The organism is Sphingobacterium spiritivorum ATCC 33861, assembly GCF_000143765.1.
In the GTDB taxonomy this organism is placed as follows: domain Bacteria; phylum Bacteroidota; class Bacteroidia; order Sphingobacteriales; family Sphingobacteriaceae; genus Sphingobacterium; species Sphingobacterium spiritivorum.
Genome location: NZ_GL379772.1, coordinates 354,327 through 369,441 on the forward strand (window position 1 = coordinate 354,327; position 15,115 = coordinate 369,441).

The following is a 15,115-nucleotide window of genomic DNA, read 5'->3' on the forward strand; positions in this document are numbered from 1 at the left end:
ATTTGTGTTACACCTGATTTTGAATAGTTATGATCAGTCAAATCATTTTTAGTATTCTTTTTATTGCAGCTATAGTTTTCTTCACAGGCAATGCCTGTAAGATATGGCGCAATATACGTTTGGGGAAAAATGTAGATCGCTTTGACCGTCCGGGTGAGCGGTTGAAAACAATGTTACTGGTTGCTTTTGGACAACAGAAAATGTTCAAAAAACCCCTTCCTGCCCTGCTTCATCTCTTTGTATATGCCGGGTTCTGTATTATCAATATCGAGATGATAGAGATTATTATCGATGGTATCTTCGGTACACATCGTGTTCTTTCTTTCATGGGAGGCTTCTATAATTTTCTGATCTATGCTTTCGAATTATTAGCATTTAGTGTATTAGCTGCTTGTGTGGTCTTTTTTATCCGCAGAAATGTATTAAAAATAAAACGCCTTCAACAAAAGGAACTGAATAACTGGCCAAAGACAGATGCAAATCTGATTCTTATTACAGAGATACTTTTAATGGCAGCCTTTCTTTTTATGAATGCAGCAGATCACAAGCTTCAACTGGCAGGTGTAAGCCACTATCATCAGGCAGGTTCATTTCCTGTTAGTTCCTGGTTAATGGGTATACTTCCGGATAATCCTTCTGCGCTGATAGCTATTGAAAGAGGTTGCTGGTGGTTTCATATTATAGGTGTACTGTTGTTCCTGAATTATTTGCCTATATCAAAGCATCTGCATATCATACTGGCTTTCCCGAATACGTATTTCAGCAAGCTGGAGCCTAAGGGTAAGTTTGAAAATATGGTTTCTGTAACCAATGAAGTCAAAGCTATGCTTGATCCCTCTTTTACTCCTCCTGCTGCTGACGGGATTTCCCGATTCGGCGTGAAAGATGTGCAGGACCTGACATGGAAGAATCTGTTGGATGCATATACCTGTACTGAGTGTGGACGCTGTACTTCTGCATGCCCTGCAAACATGACCGGTAAACTTCTTTCTCCACGTAAGATTATGATGGATACACGAGATCGTCTGGAAGAAGTAGGTAAGAGTATAGACAAGAACGGAAGCGCTGTAGAAGATAATAAATCACTGCTTGATACGTATATCAGCAGAGAAGAAATATGGGCGTGTACTAGCTGTAATGCTTGTGTAGAACAATGCCCGGTTAATATTAATCCATTGGAGATCATCATGGGGCTCAGACAGTATGCTGTCATGGAAGAATCTCAGGCTCCCTCCAGTATTAATGCCATGTTTGGTAATCTGGAAAACAATGGTGCTCCATGGAAATATGCACAGGCTGACAGAGCAAACTGGGCGAATCAATAAATCACTCAACAACTATGGAAGATCAATTACACATACCTACTGTAGCCGAATTGGCCGGCAAAGGCGAAGCTCCCGAGATATTATTTTGGGTAGGCTGTGCAGGAAGTTTTGATGAACGGGCACAACGTATCACCAGAGATATATGTAAGATTCTGCATCATGTGGGACTTAAATATGCCATTCTGGGGACTGAAGAAAGTTGTACAGGAGATCCGGCCAAACGCGCAGGCAATGAGTTTCTTTTTCAGATGCAGGCCATGACCAATATTCAGGTACTGGATGCCTATGAAATAAAAAAAATCGTAACGGCCTGTCCGCACTGTTTCAATACCATTAAAAATGAATATCCGCAATTAGGAGGTAACTACGAGGTCATACATCACACCCAGCTGATTCAGTCTCTTATTGATGAAGGAAGGTTAAAGCCAAGTGACGGACATGAGTTTAAAGGAAAGAAGATTACCTATCATGATCCATGCTATCTGGGAAGAGCAAATGAGGTGTACGAAGCTCCGCGCAAGGTTCTGGAAGTATTGGACAGCCAGCTTGTGGAACTCAAAAGATGCCGCAGCAATGGTCTCTGCTGTGGTGCAGGTGGAGCCCAGATGTTTAAAGAACCCGAACCGGGAAATAAAGATATCAATATTGAAAGAATAGAAGATGTAATTGCTTCTGAAGCTCAGATAGTAGCAGCGGCCTGCCCGTTCTGTATGACCATGCTTCGGGATGGCGTCAAAATAAAAGATAAAGAAGCCGAGATTCAGGTCCTGGATATCGCAGAGATCACGGTCAAAGCAAATAAACTTTAATCAACAGGCAGTCTTTGAGGACTGCCTGTTATACAAGCTCTTTCCTCACACCAACCTTTACTCACAAAAATTCTCAATCCCTTTAATTCTTTGTCGTAGAGATAAGAATAAAAACAGGTCTTCTGGATTCATCCTTCATCTCAGGAAATTCTTCTAACATCACATCTGAAGGCTTCGGTTCTGCTATTCGGTTAATCGTAAATCCAGCTGCAATAACTCCATTTAACAACGTCTCCATGGTTCGGTGATACTTGATGACCTCATGCCCCAGAAACATTGCATTTCTTCTGCCTTCCTGTTGATAATGATCCACAGGCCAGTGCAAGCGTGTACCTTGCTTATTCTTATACCAATCCTGCTCCGCTCTTGCTGTGAATATCGGATGTTCCATAGAAAAGATAAAGCTCCCCCCTCTTTTCAAAAAATGATTCACTTTATGAAAGACGTTCTCCAGGTCTCTTATATAATGAAGAGCCAATGAACTTATTACTATATCAAACTCTTCCGTTGCAAAATCAACATGTTCAATGGCCATCTGCCGGTAATCAATATCCAGTCCTGCAGAATTCTCTTTTGCCTTACGTATCATCTTTGCAGAGAGATCGACTCCAATTACATTGCTTGCTCCCTGCTGCTTAGCATATATGCAATGCCAGCCATATCCACAGCCCAGATCAAGCACATTTTTATTCTCAAAATCAGGAAACATCATTTTTAAAACATGCCATTCTCCGGCGGCATGCAACCCCTCTTTAGAACGTGGCATTTTTCCATACTCATCAAAGAATCCACTATCATCATAAATATTCTGTTTCATAACATGCTTTTGTTTTTCGACATGACTTAACAAAGTACTCCTGCCGAATATTATATTCTACAAAAATTACGCAAAATAAACTACATATCTAAACAGCGAATTATTGAAGATTAATCTTTCTAAAAAAACTCCTTAAATTCATTAAATTAGGATAGAAATTTGAAGTGCATTATGTACAAAGCTCTAAATCAGATTAAAAGATATTATAACCAGTATTAAAGAACTTTATGCATCTTGGTTGACATATGACAACAATCTACATGCAAGAATAGGGGGTAAACCTCCTGAAATAATTGAAAACAGTATTCCTGATGATTACAAATTTTATGCTGTTATCCATCATCCGGAAAAACCAGATAAAATGCTTTCTATACTCATACACAGTAATTTTGATGTGCTTTTAGAAAACAATATTTATCCCAACATAGCTGTGCAGGTTATAGAACATGAGCACTCGGAAATTGGAGACAGAACAGATAAGATTATTTCCTCGCTTGGGATCTATTCCATAAGTAAGTATTCTGCAATAAACAAAAGTGATTTTTTATTTCTAAAAGCCGGAGGAGAGCCTCGTCTTATCCAACCCAAAAGTTATTATTATGAACAGTTGGAAAAGGATAATTATTCCTTCTTTTTACAGATTGAAGAAGAAGGATATGCTGAAGAATCTGATTATGTATTTATGTACAGAGGACTATATCTGTATAAAAACAATGTAACTGATGAAGTAATATCCGGTTTCTGGCCATATTCTTAATAATATTTAACACGTACTTTTTCTTTTCCGGAAAGTAAACCATAAAAAAGCAGCCAGATCTTTGATTTAAAGATATGGCTGCTGAAGTGCCCAGGAGCAGATTCGAACTGCCACGCCCATTCAGGCGCCACCCCCTCAAGATGGTGCGTCTACCAATTTCGCCACCTGGGCATCTTGAGTTGCAAAAATAATCCTTTTTTCGGAACCTGCAACCTAAAAATCATCTTTTAGTGCAATGCTAGTTGTTTTTTTTCAGATTTCTGCGGATCAGCGTCTGGATAATTCCATCGACTAGACCGACCCTTGGAGCTACAATAGTTTTCAAATGACCGATCTTCATAATCGTAAGAAAAATCTCTGCTGCAGGGATAATAACATCTGCACGATCCTGTTTCAATCCCAATACATTGATCCTGTCTTTGAGCGAATAAGAAGTAAGATGATTATAGATTGCCTTTAACTTAGAATAAGACATAGGTTTATCTTCTTTTGCATTGGCCAGTCTGGACAGTTTATTGATATTGCCACCTGTTCCGATACCATACACCTGCTTATACATCTGTGTATGTGTCTTCACCCAATCTTTCAGTTCATCCCATGTCTCCGGTTGATCCTGATTATCCAGAATACGGATAGTCCCCAGATTAAACGAACGGGAAGCGACCAGCCTGGAATTAGCGAACAAAGACAATTCCGTACTACCACCACCTACATCAATATACAGATACACCTTATCCTTATCCATATCCTGCTCCAGATGACTGTTATAGATGATTTCTGCTTCCAGACTGCCATCTATGATCTGAATATCCACTCCGGCCTTTTTACATGCCTTCACGACTTCCTTTCCATTTCCGGCATCCCGCATCGCTGAGGTCGCGCATGCCATATAATCAGTCACTCTGTATACATCCATCAGATTTTTGAATGCAGTCATTGTACTGACCATATCTTTAAATTTCACATCAGAAATATGATGTTGGATAAAAGCATCATCGCCTAAGCGCAGGGGTACACGCAACAAGGTATTTTTGATAAACGATATTTCTTCTTTGGTTTGGTCAATGTCGGCTATCAGTAACCGGACAGCATTGGACCCAATATCTATTGCTGCGTATCTCACAAAATTTCGATTTTATTTTTTAAATAATTATAAGTATCCACCTGAGCACGGTTAGAGGCATTTACCGGGCTACGTTTATATCTGTTTTTCTGTTGGGCATCGATAATCCTTGCCTTCGTATTATCGGCCAGCTGAATCTTGATCAGATCATATACTTCGGCTATCAGGTCTTTATTTTCAATCGGAAAGGCGATCTCCACTCTCCTGTTCAGGTTGCGTGTCATCAGATCTGCTGAGGAAAGATAGATCTCTTTCGTATCTCCGTAATCAAAGATCCATACCCGTGCATGTTCCAGGTAACGGTCAACGATACTGGTCACATGGATATGTTCACTGAAACCTTCTTTTCCCGGGATCAGACAGCACATTCCGCGAATAATAAGATTAATCTTTACACCGGCATTATTTGCCTGATAAAGACGCTGAATAATATCTTCATCCGTAAGACTGTTCATCTTCAGAATCAGAGATACTTTTATACCTTGCTGACTTAATTTAATGAGCTGATCGACCTTCGTATAGAAGATATCCCGCATAGCCAGAGGCGCAGTGATCAGTGACTTATAATTGTCATGGTATACACTTTTCTTTAACCCTGTAAACAGACGTTTGAGATCCCGTGTAATGAGCTTGTTGGAGGTAAATAATCCAATATCACAATATATTCTGGCTGTCTTTTCGTTAAAATTACCGGTAGATAAATATGTGTAGGCTACTCTTCTTTTACCTTCACGTCTGAATACCAGACATGATTTAGCATGAAGCTTAATATTGACATTTCCTAAAAAAACATTCACTCCCGCCTCTTCCAGTTTTGTCAGCCAGTAGATATTTGCTTTTTCATCAAATCTGGCTTTCACTTCTAAAAATGCATTGACCCGTTTTCCGTTTTTGGCGGCGATGATAAGTGCATTCATAATATTAGAATTGTTCGCTACCCGGTATAAGGTGATATTAATCTCTTCTACAGTAGGGTCAATAGCCGACTCCCGTATGAAATGCAAAACATAGTCATAGGATTGGTAAGGCAAATGGATAAGATAATCTCTCTTCTTTATCGGTTTGAAAAGACTCCTGTTAATATCCAATCCTGATACTGGTAGCGCCGCTACCGGTTCATACGCCAGATCCGAACGGTTTCCTATAGGGAAATTAATAAAATCACTGAAGATCATATAACGATTCATAGGGATAAACCCGTCATCGTCTACTTCCAGTTGATTGTCCAGATAACTCAATAACGAAGGAGGCATATTGGCATCATACTCCAGCCGAATGACTTTTCCCGTCTGTCTGTCAATCAAACTCTTTTTTAATACTTCCAGAAATTTGTCACTGCGGTCTACATCCAGATCTAACTCTGAATCACGCGTAATCTGAAAGCGGTAACCGGATATTTCATCAAATTCCACCGCCGTATAGATATCTTCCAAAAACATCATGATGATTTCATCCAGAAGAATAATCTCATGTTGTCCTGTACTGTTAGGCACATGATGAAAACGGCTGATAACATTTTTAGGCATTTCTATAATAGAAATCCTTTCCTGATCATTATGGGATAATTTTACTATAAAATGCAGACTTCTGCCATTGATATTTGGAAAGAACTGATCATTGACCCAGATCGGGATAAGGTATTTTAGAATTTCTTCCTGAAAATAAGTATGCAGATATTCGCGCTGATCATCCCTCAGATCGTCCGCCTCCAGAATATTGATATTTTCTTCTTCCAGACGTTTCATTAACACCTGATCAAAAAGATAATCAAACTTTTTGTCCAGCTTCAAAACGCTGTGCTGAATTTGTTTCAGCACTTTTTTAGGTTTAAATCCTATTTTTTTGTTCTTCAACTCATTTTCCACCATACGGTGAAGAATGGCTACACGAACACTGTAAAACTCTGATAAGTTGGAGGAATAAATAGCCAGAAAACGCAATCTTTCCAACAAAGGTACCGTATCGTCTGCGGCCTCCTGAAGCACACGTTCGTTAAATTGCAGCCAGCTAAGCTCGCGATTAAGGACGGGAAATTGGTCGCTCAAAATAGTAAGATTTTAGATCTTTAAATTTAATATTTTTCAGACCAATATTAAAGACTTGATGTTAATTATTCGTTAAGAAATAATTAACACTTTCTTAATTTAAATCTATGCTAACCTGATGGCGCCAGTATTTCCAGTTGCAATAAAATCTGATCTTCAGTTACAAAGTAGGGAGCTCCGTGACGTAAAGTCTGATACACAGCCTCAAATAATTTACGATAATCCCCTCTCTCAGCGATCAAAGATTCGGTCTGCATATTTCCTTCGTCATCTGCTAAGGTAAGTAAAGCTTCTTTCCCTTCCGGTTCGATTCCGTAAGCGATGTCATTCGGAGACATTCCTGCCAGCAGCTGCTGCTCCTGTACATCACTTCTCTCTTTTACAAAAGATCCCTTCAGAGCATGTAAGACAAAGCTTTTTTGCGGATTGGCAACCATTAGGCTGACGGTAATAAATACACTCAGTCCTTTCCCGTAATTCAAAAGCAGGCAGGCATAATCGTCTACCTTAGATTTAGGGCGGTTGTTAGACAGAATCTTCGTTACTGATTTGGGCTTGCCGAACAGCGAAATTGTCTGGTCCAGCAGATGTGATCCCAGATCATACAATATACCACTTCCCGGACGTTTGGTTTCTTTAAATTTTTTAGCACCAATCTCAGTCTTATACCGGTCAAATCGAAGATGTAGTTCAACAGGCTTACCCAGCTTTCCTGATTCCAATGTTGCTTTCAGGGATTGAAAGTCAGAATCAAAGCGTCTGTTATGGTAAGGAAGTACATGTCGGTTCATTTTGCGTCCCAGCGCAAAAAGTTCTTTTGCTTCTTTAACAGTCGGAGAAAAAGGTTTTTCTACCAGGACATGTTTACCTGCCAGTAAAGCCATTTTGGCAAATTCAAAATGCGTATCGTTGGGCGTATTGACAATGACAAGTTCAATCTCCGGGTCTTCCAGTAATTCTTTCACACTAGAATAGCTTATAATGCCCGGATAATCCAGGTGAGCCTGTTTGGTTTTACGTTCCACAATAGCCTTCAGCTGAAAGCTCTCACTACCCCCTATAAACGGCGCATGGAACACCCTTCCGGACATTCCATACGATAATATTCCTGTAACTACTTGCTTTACAGCCATACAGTATTATTTTAATTATTAATGGTGAGCATGCTCATCATGTTTTACTCCGGCAGCGTGATACACTTCTTCCAAAGCTTTTGCATGATCAGCAGCAAATTTTTGCAATTTCACATTTGTATTTCTGGAAACACGGTCGAATTGCTCTTTGATAAGGGTTTGCTCATGCTCTGCATGTTTCAGGAAAGCAGCATCCGAGTAGCTTGCAACTTTTGAAGTAACAGCAGTACTGTCTGTAGCTGCAGTTTGCTGAGCCGGTGCCTGAAATGCCTGTGCTCCTCTGATCGGGAAGTCAACATGCAATTCTGTAGCTACGCTATCCAAATGAGGAACTAATGATCCATAAACTTCTTTAATTTTAGCGGCTAACGATTTCACTTTTGCATCAGATGAGACACTCGCTGCATATTCCGCATAAGCTAATTCATAAGGAACCTTCTCACCTACTGTCTGGAAAAAGCGGTATGCATCACCATCCACCAATGAAGTGTGTGTATATTTCAACTGATTCTGCTCAGCTGTCTTATTACTACAGGAAGCAAATAATGTACTACCTCCGATAACTGCTACTACAAATAAAGTATTAAGTTTCATATTCTCTTTTGATTACGACCACAAAAATATAAATAATATGCTAAATTCCCTATTCTTCTGTGATTATGCTAAATTTCTTCCGGCGTTTACAACCCCATATATTGTTCTGGCAATCAGTTTTGAATATACATCGTATTTTGGGTCTTCTGTTTCCAGCTGCTTTTGCTTTCTGATTGCATAATGCTGAATAATTAATAAAGGCAGAATAATCTTTTCTCTTGCCAGAATAGATTCCCGTTCTACCGGATAATTTTCCATCAGAATTTTTGTATTGCTCAATTTAAGGACATATTTCTTAGTAAGCTCGTATTCTGCATGCAGCATTTTCCAGAAATCTCCGTATTGTTCATCAAACTGCATATAAGATGTGATGTCAAAATTGGATTTTGTCATGGACATCATACAGTTATCAATAATAGTATTAAACATCCCCGAATGCTCATAAAGATTCCGGACATAAGACCAAAGGTTATTTTCTTCTGCAAATTGCAAAGCAGATCCTACCCCGAAGAATCCCGGAATATTCTGTTTCAGCTGACTCCATGAAGTCACAAAACTGATGGCACGCAGATCTTCCAGTTTCAATTCTTTATCCGAATTCCGCTTCACAGGACGGCTACTGATATTGATGGTGGAGAGCACTTTAAGCGGACTCAGATTTTCAAGGTAATTCAGGAATAAAGGATCCTTACGCAAAGACATAAACTTTTCATAACTCACCTCAGCCATCTGATCGATCACATCCTTTTGTTTTGCAGTCAGTGTATCGCCTTCATTTTGTCTTATTTCAGAGATGATACCTGCATGAAGCAATTGTTCAATATTATATTTAGCTGTATCGAGTGAGCCATACTGACTGCTGATCGTCTGCCCCTGAATAGTCAGCTGGATATGTTTATTTTCAATCTCACGTCCCATTGAAGCGTAGAAGCGTTGCGTTTTACCACCACCACGTGCAGGAGGTCCTCCGCGACCGTCAAAGAAGACCAGATCTACATCGTAATCTCTGGCAATGGCCGTCAGATCCATTTTGGCCTTATATATAGACCAGTTTGCCATCAGATATCCTCCGTCTTTTGTACTGTCTGAGAATCCAAGCATAATCGTCTGCTTGTTACCCCTGGATTTGAGATGTGCTACATACGCAGGATGTGTGTACAATGCTTTCATGACATCTCCTGCTCTGATCAGGTCGTCCACTGTTTCAAACAAAGGCACAAAATCTATAGTCAGCTCTTTCTTCTTCCAACCCGACCACAGAAACAACTGCATCAATCCCAGAATATCCGAAGCCTGCTGACAGTTACTGATGATAAAGCGTTGCGCTGCCCGCTCACTTCCTGCATTCTGAATACTTTTTAATAAAGGAATGACTTCCAAAGTATCTTTTACCAACAAGGCAGCATCCTCTCCAACCTCAAGATCCAACTCTGAGAAAGGAAAACCCTTTTGCTTGGCGGTTTCACTCAATCCTTCAAAATCTTCTGTTAATCCTGTTTTTTTCTGATCCTTGGTAATCAGGTAAGTTAGGGTATTCCGTAATACACGGCTGTCCTGACGGATATCAAGTGTCGTAAAATAGCATCCGAAAGTCACGACTTTACGGATCAGGTCTTCCACTACATCTATAAATAAACTATTATGTTTTTCAATCAGTACTTTTTTAATAGCTTTCAGATTCGTGAGGATACGATCCGTTTCATCCTTAGGATTCTCTACCGGATTAAAACTGTTTTCATAGAACAATTCCTGCAGCGTATCCATATACTGTTCCACCCCTCTGAACGTAATGCGTCTCTTGATGACTCTGAAATCGCGATAATAGCATCTGAACAAAATAGTCCGCAGCATTGTCGCCACTTTACGGGTACTTTCGACGGTTACATTTGGATTTCCGTCACGGTCTCCGCCCGGCCAGAATCCTAGTTCAATAAGTTGTTTCACATCTTCAGTAGGCATCTCCAGTTCATCATCTATTGTTGCCTGAATTTCGGAAGCCACTTTATAGAATACGTTTTCCAGATACCAGGCCAGACTCGCTGCCTCATCCACCGGAGTAGGTTTCAGCTTATTGATAAACGGAGTCTTACCCAGTTGCTGAAGAAGTAAATGGATATTATTGATATCATTGTCCTTAATTGCTTCAATAAGGTCATTTATAATAGAAAGTACAGCTCCTGGATAGAATTGTGTAGGGTGTGCTGTCAGGACTAAACGAACAGAAAAATCTTTCAGCTTGTTGACAATTTGTTTTCTGAGCTTGCTATTTGTTTCCGTCTGGCGGAAAAGAGGTTCCAAAAGACCCGCTTCATCTGCACGCCCTATAGACTGAAAAGAAGAATCCTCTACGGCATCAAATAAAACAACCTGACGCTCTACATATTGTACGATTCTGAAAAGAAGATCAACACGGTCCTCTTCTTGTACATATTGCTCATATTGTCCAAAAAAACTATCTATGATCTCCTCCGGAGCGAGATGCTCTTCCACTCCCTTCTCACAATGTGTAGTAAAAAAAGGCAATAATGTACCCGTATGCTTTACGCGCTGAAACGGTAAAGTAAGGAATAAACTCTTGAAAAGTTCAAAACGGGTCAACACCTCGTTTTGAAAGGTAGCTTCTTTTTGACTTAATTTCATGGTTTTGAAATAACACGAGGTTGTGTGTTTTGTTTGTTTGATTTAGTTGATTTCAACCTCCGAAAATCAAATATATAAAATTTATACTCAAATATCCTTTATAATGTAAATTTTAAATACAAAACTTCAAAATTTTAAAATTTTAACAACAACATTATACCGACTTTAGTGTTATTATATTATTGAAAAACAAATAACACACTACCATGAGCAATAAACTATATACTGCAGAAGTCACCGCTACAGGAGGAAGAGACGGTGCTGTAAAGTCCTCGGACGGAATAATTGATTTTGAGGTGCACAAACCCGAAGCAATGGGTGGAAAAGGCGGAGCAACTAATCCTGAGCAACTATTTGCTGCAGCCTGGAGTTCCTGCTTCTTAGGAGCAATGGGCGCTGTAGGAGAAAAAGATCATGTGAATCTGAAAGATGCTACAGTGACGGTAAAAGCTTCCTTTAATGAAGAAGATCATTCTTTCTTTCTGTCAGCCGAATTAGAAATACATGTGCCTTCCCTATCCATTGAAGAAGCTCAGAAACTGGCAGATAAAGCGCATAAAGTGTGTCCCTATTCAAAAGCTACAAAAGGGAATATCGAAGTCAGCATAAAAGCTATATAACTCTTTACAAAAAAGACTGTTCAGCAGTCTTTTTTGCTATCTTTTTCAACACTTATCCTAAATCTATCTGTATCTTTGCGTTGCATAGATTATGAAGAAAATAATTCAGGAAATTACAAACTTCTTTAACGGTCAATACTTTGCAGATGGCGTACGGATTACCATTGGCTGTATAGTCCCTATTTTTGTGTGTGCGGCACTGGGTGATTTCCGTACCGGAACACTTATTTCCCTGGGAGCTTTACTTGTCGGATTATCAGATACGCCGGGAGCTCCTGCACACCGCAGATTCGGGATGTTTGCATGTCTGGGCATTACGGTCTTTACGTATATTGTCACTTACCTGTCTGCCGGATCGCTGATCCTCACGACCATTGTGATTGCTTCATTGTGTTTTCTCTATGCTATGCTTGCCGTTTTTAACTCAAGGGCGGCAAATATAGGCTCTATGGGTATACTGATGTTGCTCATCCATATCGATGTCTCTGAGTCGTTTACAGATTTTGCCTTTCATCTCCTTTATTTCATTATCGGGGCATTATGGTACATCATCATCAGCCTCTCCCTGACCCAGGTGAGACCTTACAGACTGGCACAGCAGGAGCTTTCGGAAACGATTCGTAAAGTAGCGGACTATATTCGTATTAAAGCGAATTTTTACGACGTAAAAATCGATAATGACAGTAATTATCTCAAATTGATCGAACAGCAGATTCTTGTACATGAACATCAGGAAAATGTGCGGGATCATTTATTTCAGAGTAAGCGCTCCATAAAAGACACCACCAAAACAGGCAGATATCTCACACTGGTATTTTCGGATATCGTCGATCTGTTTGAACAAAGTATGGCTACACACTACGATTACAATGCTGTCAGTGAAAAATTCGGCCATACAGGAATACTGAATGAATTCAAATTCACTATTCTGAAAGTGACAAACGAATTGGATCATCTTGCTTACCAACTCAATGCAAACAAGATTCCCAAACCACTTTACAATTTCCGAACCGATGTGGACCACCTGATGGAGTCCATTGATAAAATAGAAAAAGAGTATCAATATAACACCATTGCACTCAAAAAGGTCGTCATCAATATAAAGAATATCGTATCGCATCTGGAACGCATATACAGCTTCGGATACGCTATTCCCAAAGAAATTACAAATTCGGACATTGAAGATGCGGACAAGTTTGTAAATAAGGTTAATCTGGATTTTCGTCAGTTTGAAGAAAACCTTACCCTTAAATCCACAATTTTCAGACATGCCCTACGCATGTCTATTGTCATGACATTCGGATATGTACTGACCCATATGCTGGGCTTCGGACAATTCAACAGTTATTGGGTCATGCTGACTATTATGGTCATTCTCAAACCCGGATTCGGACTGACCAAAGAAAGAAATGTACAACGTCTCATCGGAACTGTTGTCGGGGGAATTATCGGAACGATTATATTGATCACTATAAAGGATGATACGACACGCTTTGTACTGCTTGTCTTTTTCTTCCTGACAGCTTACAGCTTATTCCGTGTCAATTACATTATTGCGGTCATGTTTATGACTCCATATGTATTAATCATGCTTAGTTTCAACGGCATGAATACGATGGAAATGGCTCAAAACAGAATAATTGATACTTTTCTGGGTGGGATGCTGGCCTTTGTTTCCAGTTATGTTATTTTTCCGAATTGGGAAAGCACGCAGGTCCGTGGTAATATGCGGAAACTGATTATTGCCAATTACAATTATATCTCACAGATTATTGCCATTATTTCGGGGCAGAAACCTACTATTACGGAATACAAGCTGGCCCGTAAGCAAGTGTATATTGCAACAGCCAATATGGGGTCAACTTTTCAACGTATGCTGACTGAGCCCAAAAGGAAACAGAAGAACACCAAAGAAGTGAACAGGTTTGTAATCTTTAATCATATCCTATCCTCTTACTCTGCCACTTTAACCAGAAGAGTGTGGGAAGCTGATGCATCGGAGCTGAACAATGAACACCTCAAACTTGTGAAAAAAGCATTAAGTTCTCTGGAAAATGTAATAGTACTGCTCACGGATGAATCGGATACAGATACTTTCTATCCGGTCAAATACAATGTTCCAAAAGAAGAAGAAGAGGGTGCAATATCTGAAGAATCTAAATTAATTACAGAACAATTACAGTTTTTGAATAAGATTTGCTCAGATTTACAAAAATCAGTAATTCAAATAATAGACGTTGAAGAGAAAGCAAAACTCGATCTTCAGCAGGAAGCAGTACAAAATGGTTGATTTAGATATTTTAATTATCGGAGCAGGCCCCATAGGATTGGCCTGTGGAATCGAAGCAAAAGCAGCAAATCTATCGTATATCATTGTAGAAAAAGGATGCCTGGTCAATTCGCTGTATAACTATCCTGTGAATATGACATTTTTTTCTTCAGCCGAACGTCTTGAAATTGGTGAGACACCATTTGTAACGACAAATCCAAAACCTAAGCGGGCGGAAGCATTAGAATACTACAGACGCATCTGTCAGAAATTTGAATTAAACACACATCTTTTTGAAGAGGTTTTAACCGTTGATCCGGCAGAAAGCAGTACCTATATCGTATCGACGAATAAGGCTACCTATCGCGCAAAGCATATCATTGTCGCAACAGGATTTTATGATATTCCGATGTTATTGAATGTCCCTGGCGAAGATTTGCCAAAAGTCAGGCATTATTATAATGACCCCCATTACTATGCAGGTCAGCATGTCATTGTTGTCGGAGCCAGTAACTCATCTATAGATGCCGCGTTGGAGACTTACAGAAAAGGAGCTAAGGTAACACTGGTCATTCGTGGCCATGAAGTCAGTCCAAGAGTAAAATATTGGGTACGCCCGGACATTGAAAACCGCATAGCTTTTAAAGAGATTGATGTCTTATACAACAGTCATATCCACAGCATCTCCGAAGAAGCTGCCGAAGTCTCCACTCCTCAGGGGCTGATTACTATCAAGAATGACTTTGTACTGGCACTTATAGGGTACAGGCCTGACTTTGGCTTTCTGAAAAAAATCGGAATAAATGTGCCGGAAGAATCTCCTATGATTCCTGAGCATAACGAAGAAACCATGGAAACGAATATGAAGGGAATATATCTTGCAGGCGTAGTCTGCGGAGGATTAAATACGCACCTGTGGTTTATTGAGAATTCAAGGGTTCATGCTACTCAAATTATCAATCATATTACATCCGGCAGGTAGG

The 15,115-nt window shown here is 39.7% G+C and carries 12 protein-coding genes and 1 tRNA gene; 6 read left to right on the forward strand and 7 right to left on the reverse strand.

The features are described from left to right. Positions 1-29 precede the first annotated feature (29 nt). On the forward strand, positions 30-1,325 hold the full coding sequence (locus HMPREF0766_RS16010) for a 4Fe-4S dicluster domain-containing protein (RefSeq protein WP_002999438.1): 1,296 nt from the start codon (positions 30-32) through the stop codon (positions 1,323-1,325). Between the two features lie 14 nt (positions 1,326-1,339). Further along, entirely contained in the window at positions 1,340-2,134 is a 795-nt protein-coding gene (locus tag HMPREF0766_RS16015) for a (Fe-S)-binding protein (protein ID WP_002999440.1), read from the forward strand. 82 nt (positions 2,135-2,216) lie between these two features. On the opposite strand, the gene HMPREF0766_RS16020 is transcribed toward HMPREF0766_RS16015, so the two are convergent. After that, complete coding sequence (locus HMPREF0766_RS16020; RefSeq protein ID WP_002999443.1) at positions 2,217-2,951, reverse strand: class I SAM-dependent methyltransferase; 735 nt, start codon at positions 2,949-2,951, stop codon at positions 2,217-2,219. 361 nt (positions 2,952-3,312) lie between these two features. Here HMPREF0766_RS16020 and HMPREF0766_RS16025 point away from each other — a divergent pair, with 361 nt between their 5' ends. Then, on the forward strand, positions 3,313-3,708 hold the full coding sequence (locus HMPREF0766_RS16025; protein ID WP_236590428.1) for a hypothetical protein: 396 nt from the start codon (positions 3,313-3,315) through the stop codon (positions 3,706-3,708). 87 nt (positions 3,709-3,795) lie between these two features. Here HMPREF0766_RS16025 and HMPREF0766_RS16030 read toward each other — a convergent pair. From HMPREF0766_RS16030 to HMPREF0766_RS16055, 6 genes are all read right to left on the reverse strand, one after another. Next, positions 3,796-3,879 (reverse strand) — tRNA-Leu (locus tag HMPREF0766_RS16030). A 67-nt stretch (positions 3,880-3,946) separates the two neighbouring features. Beyond that, positions 3,947-4,831, reverse strand: a complete 885-nt coding sequence (locus HMPREF0766_RS16035) for a Ppx/GppA phosphatase family protein (RefSeq protein ID WP_002999446.1) — start codon at positions 4,829-4,831, stop codon at positions 3,947-3,949. After that, the gene (gene ppk1, locus HMPREF0766_RS16040; RefSeq protein WP_002999448.1) at positions 4,828-6,876 is read right to left on the reverse strand and encodes a polyphosphate kinase 1; all 2,049 of its coding nucleotides are present in this window, start codon (positions 6,874-6,876) and stop codon (positions 4,828-4,830) included. The genes HMPREF0766_RS16035 and ppk1 overlap by 4 nt, the downstream gene beginning before the upstream one ends. Positions 6,877-6,986: 110 nt before the next feature. Then, positions 6,987-8,009, reverse strand: a complete 1,023-nt coding sequence (locus HMPREF0766_RS16045; protein WP_002999450.1) for a Gfo/Idh/MocA family protein — start codon at positions 8,007-8,009, stop codon at positions 6,987-6,989. An 18-nt stretch (positions 8,010-8,027) separates the two neighbouring features. Next, a complete protein-coding gene (locus tag HMPREF0766_RS16050) occupies positions 8,028-8,603 on the reverse strand; it encodes a hypothetical protein (protein ID WP_002999452.1) in 576 nt (191 codons plus the stop codon). A 63-nt stretch (positions 8,604-8,666) separates the two neighbouring features. Continuing rightward, positions 8,667-11,243 carry a phosphoenolpyruvate carboxylase gene (locus HMPREF0766_RS16055; RefSeq protein WP_002999454.1) on the reverse strand — a complete coding sequence of 859 codons (2,577 nt, stop codon included), beginning with the start codon at positions 11,241-11,243 and terminating at the stop codon, positions 8,667-8,669. A 206-nt stretch (positions 11,244-11,449) separates the two neighbouring features. Here HMPREF0766_RS16055 and HMPREF0766_RS16060 point away from each other — a divergent pair, with 206 nt between their 5' ends. The 3 genes from HMPREF0766_RS16060 (at position 11,450) to HMPREF0766_RS16070 (ending at position 15,114) form a co-directional block, all read left to right on the forward strand. After that, complete coding sequence (locus HMPREF0766_RS16060; protein ID WP_002999456.1) at positions 11,450-11,863, forward strand: organic hydroperoxide resistance protein; 414 nt, start codon at positions 11,450-11,452, stop codon at positions 11,861-11,863. 91 nt (positions 11,864-11,954) lie between these two features. After that, a complete protein-coding gene (locus HMPREF0766_RS16065) occupies positions 11,955-14,153 on the forward strand; it encodes an FUSC family protein (RefSeq protein WP_002999457.1) in 2,199 nt (732 codons plus the stop codon). Next, positions 14,146-15,114, forward strand: coding sequence for a YpdA family putative bacillithiol disulfide reductase (locus HMPREF0766_RS16070; protein ID WP_002999458.1), 969 nt, complete (start codon positions 14,146-14,148; stop codon positions 15,112-15,114). The genes HMPREF0766_RS16065 and HMPREF0766_RS16070 overlap by 8 nt, the downstream gene beginning before the upstream one ends. Position 15,115 lies beyond the last annotated feature (1 nt).